This is a genomic window from Brevundimonas sp. 1080 (genome assembly GCF_040545985.1).
Taxonomy (GTDB): domain Bacteria; phylum Pseudomonadota; class Alphaproteobacteria; order Caulobacterales; family Caulobacteraceae; genus Brevundimonas.
Window position 1 is genome coordinate 491,219 of record NZ_JBEPMW010000001.1, and the last position, 26,695, is coordinate 517,913.

The following is a 26,695-nucleotide window of genomic DNA, read 5'->3' on the forward strand; positions in this document are numbered from 1 at the left end:
CTGTCGTCGTAACGGACGTTGCTTAATCAGACGCGCTCGAACAGGCTTAACGAAACGCTACAGCCGTTTTCAGGAGCGAGGCATCTGATAGGGGTTGTTGACGCTGACAGGCGAGCCGGGCGTCAGGCCCAGTTCCTCGAACGACCACTTCAGCTCGACGCCCTGGACCAAGTCCTGCTTGCACTTGTCCTCGTCGATGCGGCGTAGGGTGATGACGGCGCTGCCGCCCTGTAGGCTGACGATCGGGATCAGGTCTTCCTTGGCCGTGCAGCCGTTCGAACTGACCCAGAAGACGGCCTGGTCCTTGGTGAAGGCGGCGGCGTGGATCGGCTCCAGCGCGCCGGGCATGCCCGCGGTGGAGACGGTGGGCTCGCCGCGGCTGGCGCAGGCGGCCAGGCCCGCCGATGCGGCGGCGATCAAAGCCAAGCGTTTCATGATGGAGTCGCGCAACTGACGACCTCCCCTGCCTCAAAGCCTGAACCGGCCGAGAATGCGCCTGTTCGCCCTTGGAGGGAACAGGATAAAAAACGAAAGGCCCCGGACGAATCCGAGGCCCTCCAAACTCAAATCCAGAAGCGGCTCAAGTAGGCCGAAGGCCGATAGCCGCTCTGAAGAAAACTCCGCTTACGAAGCGTAGTATTCGACGACCAGGTTCGGTTCCATCTTCACGGCGTACGGCACGTCCGACAGTTCCGGCACGCGGACGTAGCGAACCGAGAACGAGCGGTCCGACAGTTCCAAGTAATCCGGCACGTCGCGTTCCGACGACTGCTGGGCTTCAAGCACCAGAGCCATGTTGCGCGACTTTTCCTTCACGGTGACGACGTCTTCCGGCTTCACGCGGTAGGAGGCGATGTCGACCTTCTTGCCGTTGACCAGGACGTGGCCGTGGCTGACGAACTGGCGGGCGGCCCAGACGGTCGGGACGAACTTGGCGCGGTAGACGACGGCGTCCAGGCGCGATTCCAGCAGACCGATCAGGTTTTCCGAGGTGTTGCCCTTGCGACGCGCGGCCTCGTCATAGGTCTTGGCGAACTGCTTCTCGGTGATGTTGCCGTAGTAGCCCTTCAGCTTCTGCTTGGCCTTCAGTTGCAGACCGAAGTCCGAAACCTTGGACTTGCGACGCTGGCCGTGCTGGCCGGGACCGTAAGAACGCTTGTTGACCGGCGACTTGGCGCGGCCCCACAGGTTCTCACCCATGGCCCGGTCGATCTTGTACTTGGCGCTGTGGCGCTTGGACATTCTATTCTCTTTTCGACGATACGGCCCGGCATCCCCTGGATTGGGAATGCGATCTCAACGGCGGTCCACGCATCTTCCGTCATTCATCCCGGCCCCGCCGAAGCGGACCCGTGGAAGGCGGCGCTTATGGCCAGCGAGGACGGCGGAGTCAAGCACGGCGGGCCGTTAAGCACGATGGAATGGAACGATCCCGTCGCCCCACCCTTCCCTTGACGCAACCGAACCACGCATGAGGACAAGGAGGAGTGGAATGCAGCCCGAACCCAACAGCTTTCAGACCGGCCTGTCCGACAAGGCCATGGAAACGCTGAAAAAGCAGCTGGTCGATCTGGTCGAGCCTTTGAGCGATCATCAACTGCTCGATCTCGCCGACGGCATCCATGAGATGCTGCGCCAGCGCCGCATGGTTCGCCAGCACCATGCCGAGCGCATGAACGAGCGCACCCGGCACGGCGTGGATCTTCGCATCTAGTCCTTAGCGACCTAATCCTTTGCAGACTGGGCTTCGGAGATGAACATGGCGCGACCTTCGCGGGTCGCCACCTTGCCCAGGCCCGGGAACGGGAAGTGATACGCGTAGATGTGGGCGCCGGAGTTGCGCAGCGCCGTCACCTCGTCTAGCCGCGCCTTCAGGCCTGCCGTCTGATCGTCGTCATAGCCGACCTTCCAGTCCGGATGTTCGACCGACAGAATCCAGTGATGCATCAGGTCGCCGGTGTAGAGCAGTTGGTTCTGGCCGTCGGCGATCAGATAGGCGACGTGGCCCGGCGTATGGCCGGCCGTGTCCTGGGACTGGACGCCCGGCGCGACCTCGCCGCCCGGCTCGAAGGCCTGGACCTTGGGCGTGATGATCCGCACCAGATCGGTCAGTTCGGGATTGGCGCGGATGGACGCCCATTCCGCCTGCGACATCCGGATCGCCGCATTGGGGAAGGCCAGGCCGCCGTTACGGATCAGGCCGCCGACATGGTCCGGGTGGCCGTGCGAGATCAGCACGTCGGTGATCGAGGCCGGATCGACGCCCGCCTTTTGCAGGCTGTCCATCAACTGGCCCTTGCCCTCGCCCAGGCCCGTGTCGAACAGCATCGTGCGGGCGCCGTTCCTGACCAGAAGCGGATGGATTTCCAGCATGATCGGATCGGCCGGCTGTCCGGCGGCGGTGAGCGGCGCGGCGACCGCCTGTGGCGTCAGGCCGACGCCGAAGGTCTGGTTGTCGTTCTTGACCGGGTTCTCGCCGTCGAACAGGGCGATGGCGTCCAGCGCGCCGATCTTGAAGTGATAGACCGGCTTCTCGGCTGGCGCGGCGACGGTCTGGGTGGGATTGGGCGGCGCGGGATCGCCGGGCTTCTGTGCGTTTGCGTTGGGGTTACAGGCCGCCAACATCAGGGCCGCGAAAGCAGCCCCCGTCATCATCATCCGCATCGCTTCGATCTCCGTTTGCGATGACGCAATCGAAAACGCCCGCCGGAGGTTCCGGCGGGCGTCGTCATCTCTCGATCGCTGGGCTGTACCGGCCTTATTTGGCGGCGGCGTAGAGTTCGTTGACCTTGTTCCAGTTCACCACCGTCCAGAACGACTTCAGATAGTCGGCGCGGCGGTTCTGGTATTTCAGATAATAGGCGTGCTCCCAGACGTCGGCGCCCAGGATGACCTCGCCGCGCTCGTCCACGACGTCCATCAGCGGATTGTCCTGGTTCGGGGTCGAGGTGATCTTCAGCTTGCCGTTCTGCACGATCAGCCAGGCCCAGCCCGAACCGAACTGCGCGGCGCCGGCGGCGTTGAAGTCTTCCTTGAATTTGTCCATGCCGCCCAGATCGGCGTCGATGGCGGCCTTCAGCTCGGCCGAGGGCTCACCCGCCTGATCGGCCGGGGCCAGCAGTTCCCAGAACAGGCTGTGGTTCCAGTGGCCGCCGCCGTTGTTGCGCACGGCCTTGGGCGCGGTGGAGATGCTGGTGAAGATTTCCTCCAGCGACTTGCCCTTCAGGTTTTCGTCGGCGTCGACGGCCTTATTGAGATTGTCGACATAGGTCTGGTGGTGCTTGTCGTGGTGGAAGGTCATCGTCTCCTTGTCGATGGCCGGCTCCAGCGCGTCATAGGCGTAGGGCAGCGGGGGCAGGGTGAAGGCCATGGGAGGTTCCTCTCGCGACAAGTTTCCGATGCGCCTCATCTAGGCGCCCGTTCATGAAACCCAAGCGACAGCGCCTGGATTTGTTCCGACTTATCGACCCGTAACGGTCAAGCTGGCAAGTTCGCCTTCAGGCAATCGCGAACGGCCCGCTTCACATCGCCCGGCGCATTGGGTTCATCCACGCCCTCTGCCGCGAAGACGGCGCGCACGGCGGCGTCCAGCCCCTTTGGCAGCGCCTCGATCACCCGCTTCTGCCCCTTGGCGTGCAGGCAATAGCCCACCTCGCGGCACAGGGCGGAAAACATCGGTTCGTAGGGATCAGAAGCGCTCATGGCGCTCCTCTAGCATCAGGGGAGCAGACGCGACAGCCAGTGCATCAGGTTCAGCACGAACTGCTGATCGTCATGACCAGTCGTATTCAGCCCCATGCGGACAGGCTCGCGATCCGGCTGGTCGGGAAAACGCACGATCTGAGCCGTGAGCATCCCCGCCTCTCCCAGCACGACCACCCGCCCTGCGCCAAGGCGCAAAGCCAGACCTTGGGCGGGTAAGGCGGGCCGCGACAACTCGGCAAGGACGACGGCTGGATCCTGACCGGCCCGAAGCCGCGTTCGGATCGTTTGCAAGGCTCCGAGATCGGGAGCCTCTCGCGCATCTGCGCTCATCGCAAGCAACACGGTCGCGTCTGCCGGCCCCGACAGCGACTGCCCGGTGAAGCTCTTGACGACCGTCAGGCGCTCGCTTTGGTCGCGGCCTTCGATGATCGGATGATCCGCAAGCGCCGGGCGCGGAAAGACCAGATTGGCCGTGACGTCGCCGCCCACGGGCTGGAAGGCGTAACCTGTGCCCATCGACACGCCGAACTTGGCAGCCAGGGCTTCGGCGGCGGAACCATGGGGCGCGTGATCGGCGGCAAGAAGCAACGCCCCGCCCTGCTCCACCCATCGGCGGATCGCCTCGATCTCGGCGTCGTCAAAAGCCGAGGCGCGCGAGCCGTCCGCCGGTCGCGCCGGATTGGCGATGACCAACACCGCCACGCCATTAAGCGCGCCGGGCGCATCGAGCCGCTCCCGGCTGGCTTCGATCCGATAGCCGTCGGCCCGCACCAGCGCGGCGAAGCCGGCATAGCGACCTTCGATCGTCTGCTCGCTGCCGTGGCCCTGATCGACAAGCACGACAGGACCAACCATCGCATAGGCCGGCGAGACCACCTTTGGCCGCCAATCCAGATCGCCGACCTGCTCTTGCGCCAAGGCTGAGCCCGCCAGCAGCAGGACTGCGACGGCGATCAAACCCCGGCGTCCCACCTGGCGCCTAGACCTTCAAGCGTTCGGCATGGAAGGCGATGTGGTCGGCGATGAAGCTGGCCATGAAGAAGTAGGAGTGATCATAGCCGGGCTGCATCCGCAGGGTGATCGTCTGGCCGGCGGCGGTGGCGGCGGCCTGGAGCAGCTCAGGCTTCAGCTGGTCGATCAGGAAGCTGTCGGCGTCGCCTTGGTCGATCAGGATGTCGTCATAGACGCCGCGCGCCGCGCCGGCTGCGATCAGCTTGGCGGCGTCGTGGCGGTCCCAGGCGGCGCGGTCGTCTCCAAGGTAGGCGGTGAAGGCCTTTTCGCCCCAGGCGCATCGGGTCGGCGAGCAGATCGGCGCGAAGGCGGAGACCGAACGGAACAGGTCGGGTTGGTTCAGCGCCAGGGTCAGGGCGCCGTGGCCGCCCATCGAATGGCCGCTGATCGAGCGGACGCCCGTGGTCGCAAACTCGGCGTCAATCAGGGCGATCAGTTCCTCGGTGACATAGGTTTCCATGCGGAAATGCGGCGCCCAAGGCGCCTGCGTCGCATCGACGTAGAAGCCCGCGCCCTGACCCAAGTCATAGGCCGGATCGTCGGCGACGCCTTCTCCGCGCGGGCTGGTGTCGGGCGCCACGACGATGACGCCGTGTTCGGCGGCGGCCTGATAGGCCCCGGCCTTGGTGGTGAAATTATCCTCGGTGCAGGTCAGGCCCGACAGCCAGATCAGCACCGGGAAAGGCCCCTCCCCGCCCGGAACGAAGACCGACAGCGTCATCGGCGTGCCGGTCGCTGTGCTGTCGTGCTTCAGATAGCGCAGGGTTCCGCCGTGAACGGCGTGGGTCTTGGTGGTTTCCATTCAGCCGGTCTTTCGGTGCATGGCGCAGATCTTGTTGCCCGAAGGGTCGCGCAGATAGGCCAGGATCATGGGGCCGAAGGGGCCCTTGCGTTCGCCGGGCGGGTCCTCGATGGCGCGACCGCCGGCGGCGACGCCCGCGTCATGGAATGCCTGGACCATCTCGGACGTCTTGGCGTGAAAGCCGATGGTGCCGCCGTTGGCGTGGCAGGCCGGCTCCCCGTCGATGGGCGCGCCGATCGCAAAGGCGCCCATGCGGGTGCGCCACCAGTAGCGGCCCTTGAGGTCCGGCCCCTGGCCCGGCTCGACGCCCAGGGCGCCCAGCGCGGCGTCGTAGAACCGGCGCGACGCCTCGATGTCGTTGGCGCCGACGGTGACGTGGGTGAACATGGTCAGACCTCCCTCTTTCAGTCCGTTTTCTTAAACAACGAACCGAGCGGCGCGCAAGGCGTCAGAACACCACGACCGAGCGGATGCTCTTGCCCTCGTGCATCAGGTCGAAGGCCTTGTTGATGTCGTCCAGGGCGAAGGTGTGGGTGATCATCGGGTCGATCTCGATCTTTCCGTCCATATACCAGTCGACGATCTTGGGCGTGTCGGTGCGGCCGCGCGCGCCGCCGAAGGCCGAACCGCGCCAGACGCGGCCGGTCACCAACTGGAACGGGCGGGTGGCGATCTCCTTGCCGGATTCGGCGACGCCGATGACGACGCTCTCGCCCCAGCCGCGGTGGCAGGCCTCAAGCGCCTGGCGCATGACGACGGTGTTGCCGGTGCAGTCGAAGGTGTAGTCCGCGCCGCCGTCGGTCAGCTGGACCAGATGGGCGACCACGTCGGAAACTTCCTTGGGATTGACGAAATGGGTCATGCCGAAGCGGCGGCCCCATTCTTCCTTGTCGCCGTTGATGTCCACGCCGACGATCATGTCGGCGCCGACCATCTTCAGCCCCTGGATGACGTTCAGGCCGATGCCGCCCAAGCCGAAGACGACGCAGTTGGCGCCGGGCTCGACCTTGGCCGTGTTGACCACGGCGCCGACGCCGGTGGTCACGCCGCAGCCGACGTAGCAGGCCTTGTCGAAGGGCGCGTCCTTGCGGATCTTGGCCACCGCGATCTCGGGCAGGACGGTGAAGTTCGAGAAGGTCGAGCAGCCCATATAGTGGGCGATGGCCTGACCCTTGTAGCTGAAGCGGCTGGTGCCGTCGGGCATGACGCCCTTGCCCTGAGTGCCGCGAATGGCGGTGCACAGGTTGGTCTTGCGCGACAGGCACGACTTACACTGGCGGCATTCCGGCGTGTACAGCGGGATGACGTGATCGCCGACCGCGACCGAGGTCACGCCCGGCCCCACCTCGACCACCACGCCCGCGCCCTCGTGGCCCAGGATCGAGGGGAAGACGCCCTCGGAGTCCAGCCCGTCCAGCGTATAGGCGTCGGTGTGGCAGATGCCGGTGGCCTTGATCTCGATCAGCACCTCGCCGGCGCGCGGCCCCTCCAGATCGACCTCGACGATCTCCAACGGACGTTTGGCCTCGAAAGCGACGGCGGCGCGGGTTTTCATGGCGGGGGCTCCTGAACGATTCCCTCCTCTTCTAGGGCAGGCGCAGGATGGTATGAAGCCGTCATGTCACACACAAACCTCGTCGTCCTGACCGGAGCCGGCATATCGGCCGAAAGCGGCGTGCCGACCTTTCGGGCGTCGGACGGGCTGTGGTGCGGGCATCGGGTGGAGGACGTGGCGACGCCGGAGGGTTATGCGGCCGATCCGGCGCTGGTGCAGGACTTCTACAATCAGCGGCGGCGGCAGTTGGCCGAGGTGCGGCCCAATGCGGCGCACCGGGCGCTGGCGGACCTGGCGGCGCGTTGGGAAGGCGACTTCCTGCTGGTGACGCAGAACGTCGATGATCTGCACGACCGGGCGCATGAAGCGATGCCGCCGGCCGCCGGGTTCGAGCTGATCCATATGCACGGCGAACTGTTGAAAGGCCGCTGCACCCGGTCCGGCGTAGTCATGGACTGGGCCGGGGACATGGCGGCGGACGAGGCCTCGCCGCATCATCCCGACGGCGTCATGCGGCCGCACATCGTCTGGTTCGGGGAGATGCCGCTTCAGATGGAGCGGATCGAGCGGGCGCTGGAGCGGTGCGACCTGTTCGTGTCCATCGGCACGTCGGGCGCGGTCTATCCGGCGGCAGGGTTCGTGCAGGCGGCGCGGTATGCCGGAGCGCGGACGGTCGAGATCAACCTGGAGCCGACGTCGGGGGCGCGCCTGTTCGACGAAGGCGTTTACGGGCCGGCGACGCAGGCCGTGCCGGCCTTCTTCGACACGCTGTAGAAACGAAAACGGCGGCCGCTGCGAAGGCGGCCGCCGTTCCGGCGTTCGAGGTCGAGGCGGCTTAGGCCAGGACGACGATGGTCACGCGGCGGTTCTGCGAACGGCCCTCGGGCGTGTCGTTCGAGGCCACCGGCTGTTCCTGGCCATAGGAGATGGTGGCCATGCGGTTCAAGGCGACGCCCTGGCGGTTCAGGAAGCGACGCACGGCCTCGGCGCGTTGCTCGCCCAGCTGGTCGTTATGCTCGGGCGTACCGGTCGAATCGGTGTAGCCCTGGATTTCCAGATAGACGTTCTTGTTCTCGCCCTGCAGACGCTGGGCGAACTGGGCCAGGCGCTGCTCGGCCTCGGGCGACAGGGCGGCCGCGTCGGTGGGGAATTTCACGGAATCGTCCGACAGCACGACCTGATAGAGGAACTTGCCCTCGGCCAGCTTGTGCGCGTCGTTGGCGCGTTGCAGGGCCTGGCCTGCGGTGCCTTCGACGGTGGTCACGCGGTTGTCGACGACTTCGACCTGATCACGCACGAAACGATGGCTGGCGCAGCCGCTGGCCGCAAAGCCGAGGGCGATGAGGGCGCCGCCGACGACCGCCGTCCTGAGTTTCGATCTGCTCAAGTTCTGTCTCCTTCTTGCCGGGAGCGCCACACCCAGTTCATGCGCAAGATGAAAATGGCGTATGAGACAAGGCGGAGTAATGACGCGCTTTGGGCGGCATCATGTCAGCTTGACCATAAGCAGATCGAATATTCGCGTTATTCTTGCATGGGCACGGAACCATCGCCTCAGTGAAGACGTTGCGCCGCCGACGGCCAATGCCGGAGGGCGGACACGCTCATCTATCATCGCTCTGCGCCGTCGCGCGGTTGTATTCACGACGACGCCACTTTCCTGACGCGACCGAATGTTTTCAACGGAGCCTGGCGGTTTTTACAGGCGTTTTGTCCCCATGACCATGCGGCGGCGTGTTCAACTCCCATCACGGATCGGCGATTGAGCGCGGCGCGCACACGGCGCTGGGCGCTGGCGGCGACGCCGATCCTGGCCGCGCATCTGGGGCTGGCGCTGCTGATGCACGGCCAGGCGGAGCCGATCGTCGAGGCGCCGCAGACGCCGCCCATGATGGTCGAACTGGTCGAGCCGCCCCCGCCGCCTCCGCCGCCGCCCGCGCGCGTGATCGCGCCCGATCCCTCGCCAAAGCCCGACGCGCCGGCCGCCGCCGCCCAGGCGGCCGCGCCGCCCAAGCCCGCGCCCCAGCGGCGACCGCCGGCCGTGGCGGCGGCGCGACCGAGACTGGTGGTCAGCAAACGCCCGCCGGACGTCGAACCCCTGCCCGCCGCGCCCGCCCCGCCGGGTCCGCCCCTGCCGCTGCTGGGCGCGGCCCAGATCGCCGGCGCCATGACGGTCGGCGCAGGTCCGGGCGGCGGCGGCGGATCGGGCGTCGGCGGATCGGGCGGTTCGGGAGGGACCGGCGCGGGTTCAGGCTCGGGCGGCGGGTCGTGCGACATGGTGCGCTGGGTCCAGGACGCGGTGCGCGACGACCAGGCCGTGCGCCGCGCTGTCATCGCCGCGTCCCAGGACATGGATGCGAACGGACGCGCCATCCTGGTCTGGAACGGCGACTGGCTGCAAAGCCGCAACCAGGCGGGCAAGGGTCTGGCGGGCGTGCGCCAGGCCATCGCCCTGGAAGTCGCCTTCGCCCCGGCCGAATGCAAGAGCCAGCGCATGACGGGCCTGGCGGTCCTGAAGCTGGAAGACCGCCCCGGCGGCGCGCAACTGGCCCTCGGCAAGGGCAGCTGGCGCTGGTCGGACCTGCTGGGCGCGGGCTGACGCGCCGACGCCCATTCAGACGGTCGCCCGCAAAAACACCGTCTAATTCGTCTAATTCGTCTGATCTCGTGCCTCCTCGACCGTGCGACACGCCCGCTGCGGGCGAACAGAGACAGGATCGCACGGCCTGAGGGCGTGGGCAGGAAGATGACGCTGGCGCGAGGCAAGGGGTTGAAATGTCTGCGATCGTGTCTCGCAGATCGGCTGGTTAGCCGCGCGGGCCGAACAGGATGAGCCCGGCGCCGATCAGACAGACAAGGCCGCCCAGAATGTCCCAGCGATCCGGCGGGGTCTTCTCGACCAGCGCCATCCAGATCAGGGAGGCGCAGATATAGACGCCGCCGTAGGCCGCGAAGGCGCGGCCCGCCGCGTCGCTGGGGACGAAGGTCAGGAGCCAGGCGAAGGCGATCAGGCAGGCGACGCCGGGCGCCAGCCACAGGGGTGAACGATCCAGCTTCAGCCAGGCCCAGAAGGCGAAACAGCCGCCGATCTCCGCCAGGGCCGCCAGCGGATAGATCAGCATAGGCTTCATGGGCGGACGCTATACCAGTCGTCGGCCAGATCGAGCCATTGCGGATTTGCGGCTTCGATCAACGCCAGTTTCCAGGACCGCCGCCATTTCTTCAGCGCCTTTTCACGCACGATCGCCTCAATGATGGTCTCATGCTGCTCGTACCAGACCAGGGTCTTGCAACCCTGCTCTGAAGCGAACCCCGGCGTGGCGCCAGTGCGATGCTGCCATATTCGCTGCATCAGATCGCTGGTGACGCCAGTATAGATCGTGCCGTTGCGAAAGTTCGCCATTATATACACGGCGATGACGGCGTCCGCTCTCATGTGCAGAACATGGGCATGCGGGCTGAAGCTGCACAATAGACGTCACTCCGGGGCCGCGCAGCGGAACCCGGAGCCCAGAGCGGCCCCCGCTCGATGATGCGGTCCTGGGTTCCGGGTTCTTCGCTACGCGAAGCCCCGGAATGACGGCTATTTTTCCTTCGCCGCCCGTTCGGCCGCCAGCTTGGCCAGGACCCGGCCGCGGCCGCGCGCCAGCGCGTGGATGGCGCCGCGCATGGTGGCGACCTCTTGCTCCGAGAAGGCGGCGCGGCCCAGCATGACGCGCAGGTTCTGGCTCATCGAGCGCTTCTTCTCGGGCGGATAGAAGAAGCCGCCGTTTTCCAGCTCTTCCTCCAGATGCTCGTACATGCCGATCAGCAGGTCGTTCGACGCCGGCGGTTCGCTGTCGCGGAAGCGCGGCGGCGGGGCGTCCAGGATCAGGGTGCGCCACTCATAGGCGTTGATCGCCACGGCCTGGGCCAGGTTCAGCGAGTGGTGCTTCGGATCGATCGGAATGGTGACGATGCCGGCGCACAGGGCGATGTCGGTCGTCTCCAGTCCGGCGCGCTCGCCGCCGAACAAGAGGCCCGTCTTCAGGCCCGAGGCCGTGTCGTCATAGAGGACGCGGCTGGCCTCGCGCGGCGTGCGCACGGGCTGGCGCGTCTCGCGCGGGCGGGCGGTCGTGGCGAAGACGGTGTTCAGGTCGGCGATGGCCTCGGCGACACTGTCGAACACCCGCACCCTGTCCAAGACCCAGTCGGCGCCCGAGGCCGTGGCCCAGGCCCGCTCTTGGGGCCAGCCGTCGCGGGGGCTGACCAGGCGCAGGTCCGACAGGCCGAAGTTGGCCATCACCCGCGCCACGGCGCCGATGTTCTCGGCCATCTGCGACTTGTCGAGGATGACAGCGGGAGGTGTCAGCTCAGGCAACGCAATCAGTCCTCGCCCACCATGGCGATCCAGGGGTCTGCGGTTCCGGCCTCGACCTCGGCGACCTTGACGGCGGGCCAGCCGATGGAGGCGCTGCCCGAGGCGGTCCAGGCGGCGACGATGAAGTCGCGCAGTTCGCCGGCGCCCGCCGCCAGACGTTCGTTGACGAAGGCCGCGCCGCGCGGGTCGCTGTCGCGGAAACCTCCGGCCTTCTCCAGACGATAGAAGGGGATCACCGTGCCCAGGGTCGTGGTCAGATAGGAGACGGTGCGCGCCTTGACGTCGAAACCGTCCAGTTTGGCGGCCGGCATGGCGGCCTCGACGGCGTCTAGACGGGCGACGCGGTTGGTGAACTCGCCCTCGAACACGGCGTGGGTCTGGCGCGAGTTGGTGAAGCCTTCCGGGTTCGGGAAGTCGCCCCAGCCGTTGTAGTGAATGCTGGTGTGATGCGGTTGCGAACCGTCGCCGACGTAGTGGCCCATGACGCCGATGTCGCGCAGGATCAGGGCCTCGCGGCGAATGCGGTCGGCGCGATACCAGGCCTGGCGCTCCATATTGGTCTCGCGCTTTTCGGCGGCGTTCAGCACGCGCCAGTAGGCGAAGTCGCGGCCCAGCTGCTGCCAGGCGTCCATCATGGCGTAGGGCAGATAGCCGGCGTCGTTGACGTCCAGACCGGCCTTGGTCAGGGCGGCGTCATATTCGGACTTCAGGCGCGGCAGGTCGTTGAGGTTCATGCCGCGCTGGTCGTAGACGCGCCCCTGGTCGTCCAGATCGACGAAGTGGGCGGTGTCGCGCTCGCGGTCGTGCGGCTGACCGGCGCCCTTCCAGCGGTCGGGCTCGCGCGCCAGTTCGCCCACGTCGGCAATGGCGGCGGGGGTGCGCAGGAAGGCCGGCAGTTCGTCCGGCAGGGCCCGCATCGCGGCCACGCCGATCAGGCGGTGGCCGGTGTTGCCCCAGGCGGTGACGGTGACAGCCGGCGCGGCGACCGCGACGAGGGCCAGGGCGGCGATGGCGAGACGTTTCATGGACAAACCTCAACAAGGATCACGCCCGTCTAACGCATCCTTGATCGCGCCTCCAGCGTCCAAGGGGTGGTGCGAGGCGCATCGGCGCCTAGGTTATGAAGGCTCCCCCTTCGTCTGTTTCAGGCTCCACGCCCTTGGGGAGCGATGACGTGATTGCGTCGTCGCCGTCGTCGGACGGCCCTTTCCAGTGGACGCCAGACCGAAAGGACATTCCCATGCGCACGCCCCGCATCGCCCTTCTTGCTTCCGTCGCCCTTCTTGCGACCGCCGCGACCGCTCACGCCCAAGACGCATCAACCACATCGCAGACGCCGGCGGCCGCGCCGATGGCCGGCTCGACCACCTTCACCGATGACGAGCTGAAGAAGTTCGACGACGCCATGGCCAAGGTGAGAGCGGTCAGCGACACGCTGAACGGCGCCCAGCCGACGCCGGAACAGCAGGCGCAGATGGCCGCCGCAGTGCAGGATTCGGGGCTGGAAGTGACGCGCTTCAACACCCTGTCCAACGCCGTCGCCGCCGATCCGGCCCTGGCGGCGCGCATTCGGGTGGTCAACGCTACGCCGCCCGCGCCCGGCACGCCGGCCGCCTCCGTGACGGACGACGAACTGAACCGCTTCGTCACCGCCATGACGCAAATCCGCGCCGTCACGGCCGAGGTGCAGAACAATCAGGCGACGCCCGAACAGAGCGCCAAATTGACGGCGGCGGTCGAGGCGTCCGGCCTGACGACCGAGCGTTTCAACGCCATCTCGCAACTGGTGTCCGCGACGCCCTATCTTCAGGCCAAGGCGCAACTGGCCGGCGCGCGTCTGGAAAAAGGCGTGAGCCAGTAGGGATCAGGTGTCGGCGGGCTCGCGCCGGGTGTCCGGCGCGGCCGGGCCCGCCTCGTCCTCGTTCAGCAGACGGCCTTCGCGGCGGGGCTTGATATAGGGGGCGGGCTGGGGCGTCGGCATATTGCCGCGCATCAGCTGACGGCCGGCCTTGAGCCCGCCGGTCAGCTGCAGGTCCAGTCGGGCCTCGTCGCGACGGCGCACGTCGCCGATGGTCTCGGCCGCCTCATGCTCGTCCAGCCCCAGTTCGACCAGGGCGCGCTCGCCGAACTTGAGCGCCGACTCGAAGGTCTCGCGGATCTGGTAGTCCACGCCGGCCTGGATCAGGCGCATCGAATGCCCTCGGTCGAAGGCGCGGGCCATGATCCGGGTGGTCGGGAACTCCGACTTGATTAGTTCGACGATGCGGTCGGCGGCCTCGGGCTTGTCGACGCAGACCAGGACCATCTCGGCCTCCTCCGCGCCCGAAGCGCGCAGGGTGTGCAGCTGGGTGCCGTCGCCGTAATAGACCTTGAACCCGAACTGGGAGGCGGCCTGGATCATCTCCACGTCGTTCTCGATGATCGACACGTCGACGTCGCGGGCCAGCAGGGGTTGGGACACGACCTGGGCGAAACGGCCGAAGCCGATAATCAGCACCTGGCCGCGCAGGTCCTTGGCGAAGTCCACGCCCTCGGCGCTTTCGGCGTCCTGGACCGGCTTGGGCGACAGCCGTGCAATCAGCAGCGAGGTCAGGGGCGTCAGGGCCATCGACAGGATGACCACCGCCGACATCATCGCGCCGATGCGGGCGTCGAACAGGCCGGCGGCGACGGCGGCGCCGTACAGGACGAAGGCGAACTCGCCGCCTTGTGCGAACAGGCCCGCGCGCTCGACCGCCTCATGATGCGAGGCCTTGAACAGGCGCGCGACGGCATAGATGCCCACGCCCTTGACCAGCATGAAGGCCACGACCCCGCCCAGCACCAGACGCCAGTCGGCGACCACGACCGACACGTCCAGCGACATGCCGACGCTGAGGAAGAACAGGCCCAGCAGGATGGCGCGGAACGGCTCGACATCGGCCTCCAGCTGGTGACGGAAGGTCGATTCCGACAGCAGGACCCCGGCCAGGAACGCGCCCATGGCCATGGACAGGCCGCCCAGGGACATGGCCCAGGCGGCGCCGACCACGACCAGCAGGGCCGCCGCCGTCATCACCTCGCGTCCGCCGTACTGAGCCAGCAGGCGGAAGACCGGATTGACCAGATATTTGCCGGCCAGCAGCACCCCGCCGACCGCCGCGACCGCGAAGCCGACGGTCTGCCACAGGGGCGGCGCCTGTTCGTTCGCCACGCCCAGCACCGAGGCCAGGACGGCGACGATGGCCAGAAGCGGCACGATGGCCAGGTCTTCGAGCAACAGGATGGAGACCGCCCGCTGGCCGGGCCCGCCCGCGATTTCGCCGCGCTCTTCCAGCATCTGCATGATGACGGCGGTGGACGACAGGACAAAGCCCATGGCGCCGACGAAGGCGACAGGCGCGGAGAAGCCGGCCAGCATGGCCGTCAGGGTCAGGATCAGGCCGCAGAACAGCACCTGGGCCGCGCCGAGGCCGAAGATTTCCTTTCTTAGTCCCCACAGACGTTTGGGCCGCATCTCCAGCCCGATGATGAACAGGAAGATGACCACGCCGAACTCGGCGACGTGCAGGATGGTCTCGGGCTCGCGAAACAGCTTCAGGCCGAAGGGACCGATGGCCAGGCCCGCCGCCAGATAGCCCAGCACCGACCCCAGGCCGATGCGCTTGAACACCGGCACGGCGAGCACACCCGCGGCCAGCAGAGCGGCCGCCGCGCCCAGATCCAGTCCCGTCGTCGCCTCAGCCATCGCATTCCCCCAAGCTTGGCCTCTATTGTGGGGGGCCTTGGCGGCGATTGCGAGAGGACACGAAAGACACGCTGAAAGATCATCGTGCGTCGAGGGGGATTTGGCGCCACAGTTTCGCCCCATGACGACCCGCGATTGGCGTCAAGAAAACAACCGGAGGAAGCCATGTCACGCGTCATCAGGATCGCGGCCCTGTCCGTTCTGAGCCTGTCGTTCGCCGCGCCGCCGGTCGCCGTGCCGAGCGTCGCCCTGGCCAAGCCGCTGGATGGCGAGCCGACGCCGGCGGCGTGCCGGCCTCTTGGCTTTGAGTTGGGATCGCCTGAGCCTGTCGTCGCACCACCCGCGCCGCGCGCCGGTCCGCCGACGCCGCCGGTGAGGATCACGCCGACCCGCAAGGAAGATCGCGTCCCCTACGGCGCCCCACCGCCACCGCCACCGCCACCGCCGCCTCCTCCGCCTCCGCCGCCCCCTCCATCGCCCGCCCCCGCGCCGTCATCGACGGCGGCCCAAGATATCGTCGTCACAGCCTCCCGGATCACGCGATCACCAGGCGCCCCGACGTCGCCCGGCATGATGACGCCGCCCCCTGTCGACACCGAACGCTATCCGGATGCGACGCCCAATCCGGTGAAGCGGACCAGCGATCAGCCGGTGTCGACCTTCTCCATCGACGTGGACACGGCGTCGTATTCGAACGTGAAGCGCTTCATCGACGAGGGGCGTGCGCCGCCCAAGGATGCGGTGCGGGTCGAGGAACTGATCAACGCCTTCGACTATGACTATGCCCGGCCGACCAGCCAGACCCGGCCCTTCGCGATCACGACGGCGGTCGCGGCCTCGCCCTGGGCTGACGGGCGCCAGATCGTGCACATCGGACTGCAAGGTTATGAACTGCCGGCGGGCGAGCAGCGGCCGCTGAACCTGACCTTCCTGGTCGACGTCTCCGGCTCGATGCGCAGCCCCGACAAGCTGGATCTGGCCAAGAAGGCGATGAACCTGGCCATCGATCGGCTGAGGCCGCAGGACACCTTGGCCGTCACCTATTACGCGGAAGGCGCCGGCACGACCCTGCAGCCGACCAAGGGCGACGAAAAGCTGAAGATGCGCTGTGCGGTCGCCAGCCTGAAGGCGTCGGGCGGCACGGCCGGGGCGACCGGCATGACCAACGCCTATGACCAGGCCCAGGCGAACTTCGCCCGCGACAAGGTCAATCGCATCCTGATGTTCACCGACGGCGACTTCAACGTCGGGGTGACCGACAACAAGCGGCTGGAGGACTATGTCGCCGAAAAGCGCGGGACCGGGATCTACCTGTCGGTCTACGGCTTCGGGCGCGGCAACTATCAGGACGAACGGATGCAGACCATCGCCCAGGCGGGCAATGGCGTCGCGGCCTATGTCGGGGACCTGAGGGATGCGCGACGCCTGTTCGGGCCGGCCTTCGACAAGGGCGCCTTCCCCATCGCCGACGACGTCAAGATCCAGGTCGAGTTCAATCCCGCCCGCGTCGCCGAATGGCGGCTGATCGGCTATGAGACCCGGCTGCTGAACGAGGAAGACTTCAACAACGACCAGATCGATGCGGGCGAGGTCGGATCCGGCGCCAGCGTCACGGCCCTGTATGAAATCACCCCCGTCGGCGGCCCGACGCAGATTCCCGAAAGGCGCTATCCCGATAACCGCATCGGGGTCGGCGGCGGCGATCCGAACGGCGAGATCGGCTTCGTCCAGGTACGCTACAAACAGCCGGGCCAGAGCCGATCGGACCTGATCCAGCAGCCGCTGACCAACCGCGCGGGCGGGCCAGTCAGCGCCCAGCCGCCCGAGGCCACGCGCTGGGCCATCGCGGTCGCCGGATTCGGTCAGAAGCTGCGGGGCGATCCGTGGATGACGGCCGACTATGGCTGGGACCGGATCATCGATCAGGGGCAAGGGGCCAGAGGCGAAGACCCCTATGGCGACCGGGCCGAGTTCGTTCAGCTGGTGCGGGCGGCCGAGGGCCTTGCCCCGATGCGAACGCCCTGACCGGAACCGCCACGCTCGCGGCGGGTTTTCCAGCGCAACGCTTCAACCAAGGAAACCCGCCATGAAGATCCGCGACGTGATGACCAAGGACGTGCATCTGGCCCGCCCCGCCGACACCATCCAGGACGTGGCCAGCCGCATGGCCAAGGGCGGCTTCGGCTTCGTGCCCGTGGCGGACGGCGATCAGCTGATCGGCACCATCACCGACCGCGACATCGTGGTGCGCGCCCTGGCCACGGGCGCAGCCTCGAGCGCCTCGGTTGTGGAGTTCATCACCCGCGATCCGCAGACGGTGCTGGACACCGACGACCTGAAGGTCGTGTTGGACCTGATGGGCACCAAGCAGATCCGTCGCGCCCCGGTCGTGGACAAACATGGCCGGGTGGTCGGCGTCGTGTCGCTGGGCGACCTGTCGACGCGGGTGAAGGAGAAATACGCCGGCGAGACGCTGGAAAGCATCTCGCGTTAAGACCTGCGTAACCGCGCCCCGACACCGGGCGTCAAGGATCGTCGTTCATGCTGTTCCTTCGAATATCGGAGGATGGCATGGCGCGCGCACAGTTCCAGAAGGGTCAGAAGGTCTGGGTCGAGTGCGTCGGCGCCTGGGCCTTTATCGAACAGGTCCAGCCCGTCTGGGCCAAGGGGTTCGAAGAGCCCGTACGCGTCACCTATGACGTCGGCTTGGGGCGCGAGTTCACCGCCAACGAACTGTTGCTCGCGACCGACGATCCGGCCTCGGATCAGGGCTTGGGCGACTGGCGGCTGCTGCGGGCACGCAACAAGTGGCAGCTACCCGAGGATTGCCTGCATCACCCCCACCCCGGCACCTATCCGGTCGTCGTCACCGATCGGGCGGATTGGGGCGGTTGGCGCGTGCCGGGCGCCGAATACGACCGCGATCCCCAGCATATCGAGTTTCAGGCCCGGCTGATCGCCGCCGCGCCCCAACTGATGCGCCTGGCCCAGGATCTGGTGGATCTGGTCGCCGAGACGCCTGACGATGCGCCGCCGGCTGTCCTGACCCTGGCCCGACAGGCGCGCGATACGCTGCATGGCGTGACGCGTGTGCTGGAGCCCGCGCCCGACCGCCTGCTGTCGCCGGTCGCCGCCGCTTAAAAACCCGTTAAAAGCGCGCACCGAGCCTCGACACGAATCCGCGACGCAGCCTAGATTCCCGCAACGAAGTGTTTGTCGGAGGGTCGGGGCTTGCGGGACGAGGAGCGGCGGGAAAATCGGTCGGGGCGTCGCGCCTCCGACCGCGCCGTCGGCGCACCCGCCTGGTTGCGGATCGCCGTCCTGGTCCTGGCGCTGATCGCGGCCGCCTATGCCCTGATGGCGTCGCGTGAGTTCAGCCGGCCGACCCGCGAAATTAGCCGCCTGGAAGCTGAAAATCTGAAGCTGAGCGCCGAGTTGGTCGCCAGCCAGACCGCGGCGCTGATCCAGTCGGCCGATGCGGGCCTGGCCGCGGGTCGCACCGCCATTGTCGCCAAACGCGCCCCCATAGAGGTCGTGGAAACCGCGCAGGCCGCCGCGCCCAAGGTCGCCTTCACCCTGGTCGGTCCCGGCGAGACGGTGCAGGCCGCCAAGGGCGAAGGATCGGTCGCCGCCGGCCAGGCCAATGCCGACGGTCTGAGGCTGGAGGCGCGGATCGCGCCGGTCCTGCCGACAGGCGGCGAGACGCGGATCGTGTCGGCGGGCGGCGTGGTGCTGGCCTCGGCGCGCGCCGCCGAGATCGGCCAACCCATCCGCACCCTGATCGGCGTCGATGCCTCGGCCCTGGTCGGTCAGGCCGAACCGCGTGCCGTGACGCTGGGGGGGCAGGCCGGCCTCGCTGCGGCCGCTCAGGCCCGGGCGGGCGGCCCTTATGTGGTCGCAATCTCGGAAGGGACGACCGCCTCCGTCTTCGACGACGCCTGGGTGGTGCTCGCGCCGCTAATGCTGGGTGTCGGGGTCGTGGTTCTGTTCGTCCTCTACGGCCTGCGCCAGACGCGCCAGCACCGCGAACGGGTGGCCACCGAAAAGCGGTTCCGCATCGCCGTCGAAGCCGCGCGGTGCGGGGTGTGGGAGTGGGATCTGGCCAAGGGCGAGGTGTCGCTGTCGGACTATATGGCCGCGCTGCTGGGCTTTTCGCGCGGCGGTGTGACCGACGCCGAAGATGTGATCGGCCGCGTCCATCCGCGCTTTCAGGAAGATTTCCGCCACGCCTTGCGCCAGGCGGCGGCCTATGGCGCCTTTGAGATCACCTTCCCGGTGGCGGGACCGGACGGGCGGGCGCGGTGGATCGACGCGCGGGGCCAGGCGCGCGGCGAGCGCGGCGACATGGGCTTTTCCGCCATCCTGGGCGTGGCGCTGGACATCACCGAGGCCCGCCGCGCCAAGGCCGCCGCCCAGGCCGCCGAAAGCCGGCTGCGCGACGGGGTGGAGAGCATCTCCGAGGCCTTCGTCCTGTTCGATCGTCAGGGGCGGCTGATCCTGTGGAACCAGGCGTTCGAGGACGCCTTCGGCTTCGATCACGGCGTGGTGCGGCGCGGCGCCATGAAGGACGAGCTGAACCGGATCGCCGGCCTGGCCATCAAGGCCGAGCATCGCCCAGCCAGCGGTCGTGCGGGCCTGCGCGAGGTCGAGCTGAACGACGGGCGCTGGCTGCAACTGTCCGAGCGGTTCACCTCCGAAGGCGGCTCGGTCGTCACCGCCGCCGACATCACCGCCATCAAACGCCAGGAGGCCGAGCGCCGCCGCGCCGCCGACGATCTGCGGGCCACCGTCGATCAGCTGGAATCCAGCCAGGAGAAGCTGTCGCTGCTGGCGCGCAAATACGAGGTCGCCATGACCCGGGCCGAGGCCGCCAACCAGGCCAAGTCCGAGTTCCTGGCCAATATGAGCCACGAGCTGCGCACACCGTTGAACGCCATCAACGGCTTCTCGGAGATCATGGCCAGCGAGCTGTTCGGGCCGCTGAACGAGAAATACAAGGGCTACGCCGGCGACATCCTGAAGTCGGGCCAGCACCTGCTCAGCCTGATCAACGACGTGCTGGACATGGCCAAGATCGAGGCCGGCAAGATGACCCTGCACTTTGAGCCGGTCTCCTTGCGCGAGGTGTGCGAGGACGCGGTGCGGCTGATGCGCGGCAAGGTGCAGGAGGCGGGCCTCAAGATCGCGGTCGAGGCCGGCGACCTGCCCGACATCGAGGCCGATCAGCGCGGCGTCAAACAGGTGATGCTGAACCTGATCTCCAACGCCGTGAAGTTCACGCCCGAGGGCGGCTCCATCGTCGTGTCGCTGAAACCCTTCGTGGGGGCCGAGGGCGAGGACCGCGTCCGCGTCGCCTGCGCCGACACCGGCATCGGCATCGCGCCCGAAGACCTGGTGCGTCTGGCCCGCCCGTTCGAACAGGTCGAGGGCCAGCATTCCAAGACCACCCAGGGCACCGGCCTGGGTCTGGCCTTGACCAAGTCGCTGATCGAAATGCATGGCGGTCAGCTGAGCATGGAAAGCCAGCCGGGCGTCGGCACGGTCGTCAGCTTCGACCTGCCGGTGAAGCGGCCGGATCAGACCGTGCAGCCGATCCGGGCGGCGTTCGCGGCTTGAGCATGGTCTGCACTATTGCAGATTGACGCGATGCGGATCACGCTCACCCCATGGTCATCAAGCTTTCCACATCGTTCGCCGTCGCCTTGGCGGCCATCGCCGCCGTGGGATCCTTACGAGCGCAGACTTCGGGCGCACTAGCCACGATTAGGGTGACAGGAGATCCCTATTACACACTGCCGCATGAGATCGTGATTGAACCCGATACACCGCACATCGGGCGAACCCGGCGGGAGATAGAGATGCGGACCTGGCGGGCTGTGAGGACATCCGAAGGCCGGACCGATAGCATCACCTCGGAGCAATGCCCGGCCCTTCGCGACGCTGCCTTGGCGTTCGGCAACGTATCCGGCCAAGCATTGCGGGCGCGCGCCCTGACCGTAGCGTCAGACCCCATTCCGATGGGACCCACGATGAAGGACGGCTTTTCAACGGAGGTGACGTTCACCGGGCTTCAGAGCGATGGCACGAGGGTCGAGCTCACGGCCAAGGGCGGAGCTTTCGCACAGTGGGGCCACGCCACCGTCGCCGCCCTGCTTGACTGTTGGGCGCCGCTGATTCCTTCACCGCCTTCTGACCTAACGCCGCTGCAGCTTTTGAGCGGCCTGGACCTGACCTCTTTCCGCAACTCGACTGGCCCTTCCAGAGCCGAAGGCTTGAAGCGTCCCCACGATTGGGGTTTCGCCCGCGTTGTAACCCGCGACGACGTCGTCGCCTTGGAACGCCCCGGCGACTGGATCGTCGGTTTGCGAACTATTCGATGGACGCCCGAAGGCTTCATCGTCTGCTTTACGGACAAAGCTCTGAACGGCGGTTCCTATAACGCGCAGAGCACCCTGCGGCTGACCAACGATGGCTTGGGCGGTTTCAAGGCGGAAGAAACGCTGGCGCCCGATCCCACCTGCCTGCCCAATGCGGGACAGGGCTGACCAGCCGCCAACGCCTAAACGCCTCCCCTAAACCAACTCCACGCCCATTGCGGTGGCTTCGCCGCCGCCGATGCAAAGGGCGGCCATGCCGCGGGTCTTGCCGTGGGCTTTGAGGGCGGACAGGAGGGTTGTCAGGACGCGGGCGCCGGAGGCGCCGAGCGGGTGGCCCAGGGCGCAGGCGCCGCCGTTGACGTTGATCTTGTTGTGGGGAATGCCGAGTTCCTGCATGGCGATCATCGGCACGATGGCGAAGGCCTCGTTGACCTCCCACAGATCGACGTCGTCGGCGCTCCAGCCCGCCTTCTTCAGCGCCTTTTGCAGGGCGAAGACCGGGGCGGTGGTGAACAGGTGCGGCTCGTGGGCGTGGGCGGCCTGGCTGACCACGCGGGCGATCGGCGTCAGGCCCAGGGCCTGGGCCGTCGACTGGCGCATCATGACCAGGGCGGCGGCGCCGTCCGAGATCGAGGCGGCCGAGGCGGCGGTGATCGTGCCGTCCTTTCCGAACGCGGGCTTCAGATTGGGAATCTTGGAGGGGTCGGAGCGGGTCGGCTGTTCATCGCGGTAGACGGTGACGGGACCCTTGCGGGTCTTGACCTCGACCGAGGCGATCTCGGCGTCGAATGCGCCTGATTCCTGGGCGCGCTTGGCCCGGCCGGCGCTTTCGATGGCGTAGGCGTCCTGCTGTTCGCGGGTGAACTGATAGTCCTTGGCCGTGTCCTCAGCGAACTGGCCCATCAGCTTGCCGGGGGTGTAAGCGTCCTCCAGCCCGTCCAGATACATGCTGTCAGAAATGACGTCGTGGCCGATGCGCGCGCCGCCCCGGTGCTTTTGCATCAGATACGGGGCGTTGGTCATGGACTCCATGCCGCCCGCCACGATCACGTCGGCCGAACCAGCGGCCAGCGCATCGTGCGCCATCATGGCCGCCTGCATGCCCGAGCCGCACATCTTGTTGATGGTGGTCGCCTCGGTCGAGACGGGCAGGCCTGCGCCCATGCCCGCCTGACGCGCCGGCGCCTGGCCGAGGCCCGCAGGCAGGACGCAGCCCATGATGATCTGCTCGACCTTTTGCGGATCGAGGCCGGCGCGGTCCAGCGCCGCCTTGACGGCCACAGCGCCCAGGTCAGTGGACTTGGCGTCGGACAGCGCGCCCTGGAAACCGCCCATCGGGGTGCGGGCGTAGGAGACGATGACGACGGGATCGGCGGACGTGGTCGCGGACATGGGGACGGCTTCCTCTATTTCGGGCGAGAGATAGCGATCCCGGCCGGTCAGGAAAAGTGCAGCCGCCGATACTTGCCCCGGAAATAGAGCAGCGGATCGCGGCGCGGCTCGAACCGGGCGCGCCTGACCCGGCCGATGATGACCAGATGATCGCCGGCCTCGACGATCTGTTCGGTTCCGCATTCGAAGCTGGCCAGGGCGCCCGAGAGGATGGGCGCGCCGGTGTCCCATGTCTCCCACGCCACGTCCTGGAACCGGTCGGCCTGAGATCGGGCGAAGACGCCGGAGGTCGGCTGCTGGCCGATATGCAGGACGTTGATGGCGAAATGTTCGGCCTGGCGGAAGCGGTCGACATTGGTGGACGAGCGGGCCAGGCAGAACAGGATCAGCGGCGGGTCCAGCGACACCGAGGAGAAAGAGTTTGCGGTCAGGCCGACGGGCTGTCCGGCCTCGTCCAGGGTCGTGACCACAGTGACCCCGGTGGCGAAACAGCCCAGGGCGTCGCGCAGGGTGCGAGGGTCGGAGCCGGCCTGATAATACAGGGCGTCGCGCGGGGCGTGGCGTTCGAGAAAGCCCAGAAGGGCGGCGTTCTCGGTCTCGACCGCGTCCGGCGCCTCGGCGCGCGCGATCGTCTGGATCGGAACGCCGGCCAACTGTGTCTCAAGCTCCGGCGAAACAGCCCCCTGCCCTTCGGCGACGACCACCAGACCGCTGGCCAGGGCCGGGCCGGTGACGGAAAGCGCGGGCGCGACGGCCTCCAGCGTCGTGTCGGAACAGACGATGGCCGGGCGAGAGGAAAGCTCGGTCAGCAGTCGACGCAGGGCGGCGGAGCTGTCGTCCGCTTTATCAAAATCGGCTGCGAGCATGACGTGGCGGCCGGCCTCGACCAGCGCGCGCACCGACCGGCGCCAGTCGCCGGACAGACGCTCGGGCGCGCCGATCAGCAGGACGATGGGATCCTCGGGGTCGCCCCAGCTTTCGACGTCCAGGCCTAGAGCGAAATCGGTTGCGTTGGACGCAGTCCGACGCGGCTCAGATTTCGCTCCAGCATCCTCTGGAGCCTGATTCACGGCATCAGCGGGATCGCGAAGCGATCCCCCCTCAGCCGATCAGGCTCTAGGTTCGGGGGCGGCGATGCGGTCATGAGGCGAGGCGGTCCGGTCTGTCGTGAAGCGTGAGAGCGATCCCTATTAGGGGAAGACCGGTGCCGGGCGCCAGAACTGTATCAGCCGCCGTAGCCTCGGCCGCCGCCGCCGAAGCCGCCGCGCGAGACGACGGTGGTTCGGCTCTGCACCCGCGTCGGGGCCTGACGGGCGACGTCGCCATGCTCGCGCGCATTGGTCAGGGTCTTGCCGGTGCGATAGTCGCGGTAGGCGTAGCCGCCGCCATAGCCGTTGGACAGCCGCCCCTCGCGGTCGCGGTACAGCGGTCCGCCGCCGCGATAGCCGCCGCCGTTCAGCATCTGGCCGACGATGAAGCCGGTCAGCAGCGGGGTGAAGAAGGAGCCGCCGTTGTTGTTCGGCTGGCATTGCGACGGTCCCCACTGACCCTCGCACTCCTCGCGCGTGGCGTAGCGCGGCGCGGTCTTTGCGGCCTCTTGCTGAGCCTTGGTCAAAGCGGCGTCGCATTCGTTGTCGGGAATGTCGTTGGCGGCCTTGCACTCGTCCAGCGACTGATAGGCCAGGGTCGGTTCGGGCTCGGGCGCCGGCACGCGCTGGGGCGAGCCGCAGGCGGCCAGCGAGAAGCTGGCGGTCGCCATCAGGCTGCTGACGTGCAGGACGCGCGAGCGCTTCAGCCGGCGCATGGTGTCTGTCTTGGCCAGATTGTGGGGCAGGTCTTTGGGGTCGGTCATGGGTTCACGACGTCATGCAGGCGGCGTTGAGCAGGCCGACGCAGATGGAGATGGAAGCCAGATAGACGGCCGCGGCGATCTCGCCCGCCTCGATGCGGACGACCAGATTGCGGAAGGCCATGCGGCTGATGGCGACGAAGACGACAATCTGGATCACGCCGGCCAGCAGCGCCCAGGCCGCGAACTCCATCAGGCTGACGGTGTGCGACAGGGCCGAGGCCAGAGGCAGGACATAACCGATCAGGGCGCCCCCCAGAGCGATGGCGGCGGCCGTGTTCCCCTCACGGATCAGCGTGTGTTCGTGATAGGGCGTGACCCACTGGTAGATCAGTTTGAAGGCCAGGGTGAAGGCGCCCGCCATGGCGAAGGCGATCAGGAAGGCGATCGCCCCCTGCTGAAAAATGAACCAGTCGAACATCGGTTTTGCCCCTCGGATTGCGCGCTCAGGCGCGGAACTCGGCCATTTCCAGCGGAATGCCGATCATGATTTCGTGCGTGGTGTCGCCGCCCTCGGGCTGCTGCTCAAGCGCCAGCATCAGCTCGCGCCCGCCGCCCAGCTCGCGCGCATACAGCATGCAGGTCTGGAAGATCTTGGCATAGGGCGTGGTCGCGGCGCGGTCGTCCCAGATCGTTTCCCACAGGGTGACGGGCGGCTGAATGGCGTCGCTTTCGGCGAACCAGAAGCGGGGATAGTCGGGTAGCTCCTCGACCGCGCCGTGAAAGACCGGCGCCGACAGGCGGTCGCGCCAGATCCGGCGTTCGCGCTCGCCCGGCGGATAGGCCGAGGTCCAGGGCACGAACAGGCTGAAGTCGTAGGATTCCAGCCCCGCCTCGTCGTCGCTCATGGCCTGAAGCATGACGTGGTCGTCGGTGTAGAAACGATGCACGAACTGACCGCTGTCCAGGCTGACCAACCCCTGCGCCGATATGTCCAGCACGTCGCGATCCAGGCTGAAATGGGTCTCGTCGCCCAGCCGGCGCCAAGCCAGCGGGTCCAGCGACACGGTGCGGCCCACGGTGATGTTGCGCACGGTCGCCAGCCGATTGGCGGGCGCGACCTTCTCCGACGATCCGAAAAGCTTCTTGAACATGGGCGACTATCTAGGCCCGATGCGCGCCGACGGCGAGCGAACAGAAGCGATGCGACCGAATGAGGCGGTTCATGGCGCGACATTCCGTCCGATCTTGCGTCAAGTCAAGCGTTCATGTTACGCGTTTCATGTAACGATATGCCGAACGACACATCGCCCCCTTCCGCCGCCAACGACCGCATTCGTGCGTGGCGACAGGCGCGTCGTGAGGCGGGCCTGGTCAAGCTGGAGCTTTGGGTGCCGGCCGCCGCTCGCGACGACGTCAAGGCGGCCGTGCGCGCCATCGTCACCGATTCAACGCGTGGGCCGCAGCTTGCCCCACGCCCGCGCCGCCCCACTTCCGATTCCATCACCCCTGGAGACGACCATCAAATGGACGCCGTGATCGAGACCCCCTGGACCGTGCCCGCCATCAAGGCGGCGCTGGACGGCTCAACCCTGCTGCGTGACGGCGAAATGACCCTGCGCGTGGTCGAGGGCGCCGAGCCGGTGCTGCTGGCGACCATGCACGAATACGGTGACCTGCCGGTCTATCTAAGCGTCGGCGGCGCCCAGATCGTCTGTTCGGTCCTGCTGTGGCCGGTGTCGGAGCAGAAGGACCGCCATGCCTTCAACGAGTTCCTGCTGAAGGCCCAGCGCGTGGTGCCCCTGTCCAACTTCGCCATCACCAATGTCGGTGGCGAAGACGTGTATGAGCTGATGGGCGAACTCTCTTGCAAGACGACGCTTCAGACCATCCTGATCGAACTGCGTACCCTGGCCGAGAATGCGATCGACGCCACCGAACTGCGTGAAACCTTCGGCGCCGACGCCGCCTGATCCC

At 67.2% G+C, this 26,695-nt stretch carries 30 protein-coding genes; 10 read left to right on the forward strand and 20 right to left on the reverse strand.

Going from position 1 to position 26,695, the window contains the following annotated elements:
• Positions 1-69: 69 nt before the first annotated feature.
• Both ABIC32_RS02505 and rpsD read right to left on the reverse strand, forming a co-directional pair.
• The gene (locus ABIC32_RS02505) at positions 70-435 is read right to left on the reverse strand and encodes a hypothetical protein (RefSeq protein ID WP_055753328.1); all 366 of its coding nucleotides are present in this window, start codon (positions 433-435) and stop codon (positions 70-72) included.
• A gap of 189 nt (positions 436-624) precedes the next feature.
• Positions 625-1,242: a 30S ribosomal protein S4 gene (gene rpsD, locus ABIC32_RS02510; RefSeq protein WP_055806141.1), complete on the reverse strand. Its 618-nt coding sequence runs from the start codon at positions 1,240-1,242 to the stop codon at positions 625-627.
• A gap of 250 nt (positions 1,243-1,492) precedes the next feature.
• On the opposite strand from rpsD, the gene ABIC32_RS02515 reads away from it, so the two are divergent.
• Positions 1,493-1,714: a hypothetical protein gene (locus tag ABIC32_RS02515; protein WP_174085306.1), complete on the forward strand. Its 222-nt coding sequence runs from the start codon at positions 1,493-1,495 to the stop codon at positions 1,712-1,714.
• 11 nt (positions 1,715-1,725) lie between these two features.
• On the opposite strand, the gene ABIC32_RS02520 is transcribed toward ABIC32_RS02515, so the two are convergent.
• The 7 genes from ABIC32_RS02520 to ABIC32_RS02550 all read right to left on the reverse strand — a co-directional run bounded on the left by ABIC32_RS02520 (position 1,726) and on the right by ABIC32_RS02550 (position 7,073).
• Complete coding sequence (locus ABIC32_RS02520) at positions 1,726-2,664, reverse strand: MBL fold metallo-hydrolase (RefSeq protein WP_354072108.1); 939 nt, start codon at positions 2,662-2,664, stop codon at positions 1,726-1,728.
• Between the two features lie 94 nt (positions 2,665-2,758).
• Positions 2,759-3,370 carry a superoxide dismutase gene (locus tag ABIC32_RS02525; protein WP_017504687.1) on the reverse strand — a complete coding sequence of 204 codons (612 nt, stop codon included), beginning with the start codon at positions 3,368-3,370 and terminating at the stop codon, positions 2,759-2,761.
• 107 nt (positions 3,371-3,477) lie between these two features.
• On the reverse strand, positions 3,478-3,702 hold the full coding sequence (locus ABIC32_RS02530; RefSeq protein ID WP_039244260.1) for a hypothetical protein: 225 nt from the start codon (positions 3,700-3,702) through the stop codon (positions 3,478-3,480).
• Positions 3,703-3,717: 15 nt separating this feature from the next.
• Positions 3,718-4,662, reverse strand: coding sequence for a DUF4350 domain-containing protein (locus tag ABIC32_RS02535; RefSeq protein WP_354072111.1), 945 nt, complete (start codon positions 4,660-4,662; stop codon positions 3,718-3,720).
• A 22-nt stretch (positions 4,663-4,684) separates the two neighbouring features.
• Positions 4,685-5,518: an S-formylglutathione hydrolase gene (fghA, locus tag ABIC32_RS02540; RefSeq protein WP_354072113.1), complete on the reverse strand. Its 834-nt coding sequence runs from the start codon at positions 5,516-5,518 to the stop codon at positions 4,685-4,687.
• Complete coding sequence (locus tag ABIC32_RS02545; RefSeq protein WP_354072115.1) at positions 5,519-5,905, reverse strand: VOC family protein; 387 nt, start codon at positions 5,903-5,905, stop codon at positions 5,519-5,521.
• 61 nt (positions 5,906-5,966) lie between these two features.
• A complete protein-coding gene (locus tag ABIC32_RS02550; RefSeq protein WP_153925925.1) occupies positions 5,967-7,073 on the reverse strand; it encodes an S-(hydroxymethyl)glutathione dehydrogenase/class III alcohol dehydrogenase in 1,107 nt (368 codons plus the stop codon).
• 63 nt (positions 7,074-7,136) lie between these two features.
• On the opposite strand from ABIC32_RS02550, the gene ABIC32_RS02555 reads away from it, so the two are divergent.
• Positions 7,137-7,847, forward strand: coding sequence for an NAD-dependent deacylase (locus ABIC32_RS02555; protein ID WP_354072117.1), 711 nt, complete (start codon positions 7,137-7,139; stop codon positions 7,845-7,847).
• A gap of 61 nt (positions 7,848-7,908) precedes the next feature.
• On the opposite strand, the gene ABIC32_RS02560 is transcribed toward ABIC32_RS02555, so the two are convergent.
• Positions 7,909-8,460 carry an OmpA family protein gene (locus ABIC32_RS02560; protein WP_039244254.1) on the reverse strand — a complete coding sequence of 184 codons (552 nt, stop codon included), beginning with the start codon at positions 8,458-8,460 and terminating at the stop codon, positions 7,909-7,911.
• A gap of 375 nt (positions 8,461-8,835) precedes the next feature.
• Between ABIC32_RS02560 and ABIC32_RS02565 the strand changes: the two genes are divergently transcribed.
• Complete coding sequence (locus ABIC32_RS02565; RefSeq protein ID WP_354072119.1) at positions 8,836-9,672, forward strand: hypothetical protein; 837 nt, start codon at positions 8,836-8,838, stop codon at positions 9,670-9,672.
• Positions 9,673-9,880: 208 nt separating this feature from the next.
• Here ABIC32_RS02565 and ABIC32_RS02570 read toward each other — a convergent pair whose 3' ends face one another.
• The 4 genes from ABIC32_RS02570 to ABIC32_RS02585 all read right to left on the reverse strand — a co-directional run bounded on the left by ABIC32_RS02570 (position 9,881) and on the right by ABIC32_RS02585 (position 12,458).
• Positions 9,881-10,204 carry a YnfA family protein gene (locus ABIC32_RS02570; RefSeq protein WP_354072121.1) on the reverse strand — a complete coding sequence of 108 codons (324 nt, stop codon included), beginning with the start codon at positions 10,202-10,204 and terminating at the stop codon, positions 9,881-9,883.
• Complete coding sequence (locus ABIC32_RS02575; protein ID WP_354072123.1) at positions 10,201-10,476, reverse strand: GIY-YIG nuclease family protein; 276 nt, start codon at positions 10,474-10,476, stop codon at positions 10,201-10,203. Before ABIC32_RS02575 ends, ABIC32_RS02570 begins: the two co-directional genes overlap by 4 nt.
• Positions 10,477-10,656: 180 nt before the next feature.
• A complete protein-coding gene (locus tag ABIC32_RS02580; protein WP_354072125.1) occupies positions 10,657-11,433 on the reverse strand; it encodes an RNA methyltransferase in 777 nt (258 codons plus the stop codon).
• 5 nt (positions 11,434-11,438) lie between these two features.
• Entirely contained in the window at positions 11,439-12,458 is a 1,020-nt protein-coding gene (locus ABIC32_RS02585) for a phospholipase C/P1 nuclease family protein (protein WP_354072127.1), read from the reverse strand.
• A 215-nt stretch (positions 12,459-12,673) separates the two neighbouring features.
• On the opposite strand from ABIC32_RS02585, the gene ABIC32_RS02590 reads away from it, so the two are divergent.
• The gene (locus ABIC32_RS02590) at positions 12,674-13,294 is read left to right on the forward strand and encodes a DUF4168 domain-containing protein (protein WP_354072129.1); all 621 of its coding nucleotides are present in this window, start codon (positions 12,674-12,676) and stop codon (positions 13,292-13,294) included.
• A gap of 3 nt (positions 13,295-13,297) precedes the next feature.
• Here the strand turns inward: ABIC32_RS02590 and ABIC32_RS02595 are convergent, their stop codons facing one another.
• Positions 13,298-15,160, reverse strand: coding sequence for a monovalent cation:proton antiporter-2 (CPA2) family protein (locus tag ABIC32_RS02595; protein WP_354072131.1), 1,863 nt, complete (start codon positions 15,158-15,160; stop codon positions 13,298-13,300).
• Positions 15,161-15,325: 165 nt separating this feature from the next.
• Here ABIC32_RS02595 and ABIC32_RS02600 point away from each other — a divergent pair, with 165 nt between their 5' ends.
• The 5 genes from ABIC32_RS02600 (at position 15,326) to ABIC32_RS02620 (ending at position 21,705) form a co-directional block, all read left to right on the forward strand.
• A complete protein-coding gene (locus ABIC32_RS02600) occupies positions 15,326-17,185 on the forward strand; it encodes a vWA domain-containing protein (protein ID WP_354072133.1) in 1,860 nt (619 codons plus the stop codon).
• Between the two features lie 61 nt (positions 17,186-17,246).
• A complete protein-coding gene (locus tag ABIC32_RS02605; protein WP_354072135.1) occupies positions 17,247-17,654 on the forward strand; it encodes a CBS domain-containing protein in 408 nt (135 codons plus the stop codon).
• 77 nt (positions 17,655-17,731) lie between these two features.
• Positions 17,732-18,301: a hypothetical protein gene (locus tag ABIC32_RS02610; RefSeq protein WP_066624111.1), complete on the forward strand. Its 570-nt coding sequence runs from the start codon at positions 17,732-17,734 to the stop codon at positions 18,299-18,301.
• Between the two features lie 90 nt (positions 18,302-18,391).
• Positions 18,392-20,776 carry a PAS domain-containing sensor histidine kinase gene (locus ABIC32_RS02615; RefSeq protein ID WP_354072137.1) on the forward strand — a complete coding sequence of 795 codons (2,385 nt, stop codon included), beginning with the start codon at positions 18,392-18,394 and terminating at the stop codon, positions 20,774-20,776.
• Positions 20,777-20,826: 50 nt separating this feature from the next.
• Positions 20,827-21,705 carry a hypothetical protein gene (locus ABIC32_RS02620; RefSeq protein ID WP_354072139.1) on the forward strand — a complete coding sequence of 293 codons (879 nt, stop codon included), beginning with the start codon at positions 20,827-20,829 and terminating at the stop codon, positions 21,703-21,705.
• Positions 21,706-21,732: 27 nt separating this feature from the next.
• Here ABIC32_RS02620 and ABIC32_RS02625 read toward each other — a convergent pair whose 3' ends face one another.
• The 5 genes from ABIC32_RS02625 to ABIC32_RS02645 form a co-directional block, all read right to left on the reverse strand.
• Positions 21,733-22,929 (reverse strand): acetyl-CoA C-acyltransferase, encoded by a 1,197-nt coding sequence (locus ABIC32_RS02625; RefSeq protein WP_354072141.1) that lies wholly within the window; start codon positions 22,927-22,929, stop codon positions 21,733-21,735.
• Between the two features lie 47 nt (positions 22,930-22,976).
• The gene (locus ABIC32_RS02630) at positions 22,977-23,999 is read right to left on the reverse strand and encodes a flavin reductase family protein (protein WP_354072143.1); all 1,023 of its coding nucleotides are present in this window, start codon (positions 23,997-23,999) and stop codon (positions 22,977-22,979) included.
• Positions 24,000-24,154: 155 nt separating this feature from the next.
• Positions 24,155-24,781 carry a DUF1190 domain-containing protein gene (locus tag ABIC32_RS02635; RefSeq protein ID WP_354072145.1) on the reverse strand — a complete coding sequence of 209 codons (627 nt, stop codon included), beginning with the start codon at positions 24,779-24,781 and terminating at the stop codon, positions 24,155-24,157.
• Positions 24,782-24,785: 4 nt separating this feature from the next.
• On the reverse strand, positions 24,786-25,199 hold the full coding sequence (locus ABIC32_RS02640) for a DUF350 domain-containing protein (RefSeq protein ID WP_017506364.1): 414 nt from the start codon (positions 25,197-25,199) through the stop codon (positions 24,786-24,788).
• Positions 25,200-25,224: 25 nt separating this feature from the next.
• Positions 25,225-25,872 carry a DUF2491 family protein gene (locus ABIC32_RS02645; protein WP_354072147.1) on the reverse strand — a complete coding sequence of 216 codons (648 nt, stop codon included), beginning with the start codon at positions 25,870-25,872 and terminating at the stop codon, positions 25,225-25,227.
• 138 nt (positions 25,873-26,010) lie between these two features.
• Here ABIC32_RS02645 and ABIC32_RS02650 point away from each other — a divergent pair, with 138 nt between their 5' ends.
• Positions 26,011-26,691 (forward strand): YjfI family protein, encoded by a 681-nt coding sequence (locus ABIC32_RS02650; RefSeq protein WP_354072149.1) that lies wholly within the window; start codon positions 26,011-26,013, stop codon positions 26,689-26,691.
• Positions 26,692-26,695 lie beyond the last annotated feature (4 nt).

Coding starts and splice junctions, on each gene's coding strand:
- ABIC32_RS02625 (WP_354072141.1), bottom strand. CDS start 22,929: ATGTCCGCGACCACGTCCGCCGATCCCGTCGTCATCGTCTCCTACGCC.
- ABIC32_RS02525 (WP_017504687.1), bottom strand. CDS start 3,370: ATGGCCTTCACCCTGCCCCCGCTGCCCTACGCCTATGACGCGCTGGAG.
- ABIC32_RS02530 (WP_039244260.1), bottom strand. CDS start 3,702: ATGAGCGCTTCTGATCCCTACGAACCGATGTTTTCCGCCCTGTGCCGC.
- ABIC32_RS02585 (WP_354072127.1), bottom strand. CDS start 12,458: ATGAAACGTCTCGCCATCGCCGCCCTGGCCCTCGTCGCGGTCGCCGCG.
- ABIC32_RS02595 (WP_354072131.1), bottom strand. CDS start 15,160: ATGGCTGAGGCGACGACGGGACTGGATCTGGGCGCGGCGGCCGCTCTG.
- ABIC32_RS02570 (WP_354072121.1), bottom strand. CDS start 10,204: ATGAAGCCTATGCTGATCTATCCGCTGGCGGCCCTGGCGGAGATCGGC.
- ABIC32_RS02610 (WP_066624111.1), top strand. CDS start 17,732: ATGGCGCGCGCACAGTTCCAGAAGGGTCAGAAGGTCTGGGTCGAGTGC.
- fghA (WP_354072113.1), bottom strand. CDS start 5,518: ATGGAAACCACCAAGACCCACGCCGTTCACGGCGGAACCCTGCGCTAT.
- ABIC32_RS02555 (WP_354072117.1), top strand. CDS start 7,137: ATGTCACACACAAACCTCGTCGTCCTGACCGGAGCCGGCATATCGGCC.
- ABIC32_RS02620 (WP_354072139.1), top strand. CDS start 20,827: ATGGTCATCAAGCTTTCCACATCGTTCGCCGTCGCCTTGGCGGCCATC.
- ABIC32_RS02515 (WP_174085306.1), top strand. CDS start 1,493: ATGCAGCCCGAACCCAACAGCTTTCAGACCGGCCTGTCCGACAAGGCC.
- ABIC32_RS02575 (WP_354072123.1), bottom strand. CDS start 10,476: ATGGCGAACTTTCGCAACGGCACGATCTATACTGGCGTCACCAGCGAT.
- ABIC32_RS02605 (WP_354072135.1), top strand. CDS start 17,247: ATGAAGATCCGCGACGTGATGACCAAGGACGTGCATCTGGCCCGCCCC.
- ABIC32_RS02545 (WP_354072115.1), bottom strand. CDS start 5,905: ATGTTCACCCACGTCACCGTCGGCGCCAACGACATCGAGGCGTCGCGC.
- ABIC32_RS02550 (WP_153925925.1), bottom strand. CDS start 7,073: ATGAAAACCCGCGCCGCCGTCGCTTTCGAGGCCAAACGTCCGTTGGAG.
- ABIC32_RS02640 (WP_017506364.1), bottom strand. CDS start 25,199: ATGTTCGACTGGTTCATTTTTCAGCAGGGGGCGATCGCCTTCCTGATC.
- ABIC32_RS02650 (WP_354072149.1), top strand. CDS start 26,011: ATGCCGAACGACACATCGCCCCCTTCCGCCGCCAACGACCGCATTCGT.
- rpsD (WP_055806141.1), bottom strand. CDS start 1,242: ATGTCCAAGCGCCACAGCGCCAAGTACAAGATCGACCGGGCCATGGGT.
- ABIC32_RS02645 (WP_354072147.1), bottom strand. CDS start 25,872: ATGTTCAAGAAGCTTTTCGGATCGTCGGAGAAGGTCGCGCCCGCCAAT.
- ABIC32_RS02590 (WP_354072129.1), top strand. CDS start 12,674: ATGCGCACGCCCCGCATCGCCCTTCTTGCTTCCGTCGCCCTTCTTGCG.
- ABIC32_RS02520 (WP_354072108.1), bottom strand. CDS start 2,664: ATGCGGATGATGATGACGGGGGCTGCTTTCGCGGCCCTGATGTTGGCG.
- ABIC32_RS02600 (WP_354072133.1), top strand. CDS start 15,326: ATGTCACGCGTCATCAGGATCGCGGCCCTGTCCGTTCTGAGCCTGTCG.
- ABIC32_RS02505 (WP_055753328.1), bottom strand. CDS start 435: ATGAAACGCTTGGCTTTGATCGCCGCCGCATCGGCGGGCCTGGCCGCC.
- ABIC32_RS02635 (WP_354072145.1), bottom strand. CDS start 24,781: ATGACCGACCCCAAAGACCTGCCCCACAATCTGGCCAAGACAGACACC.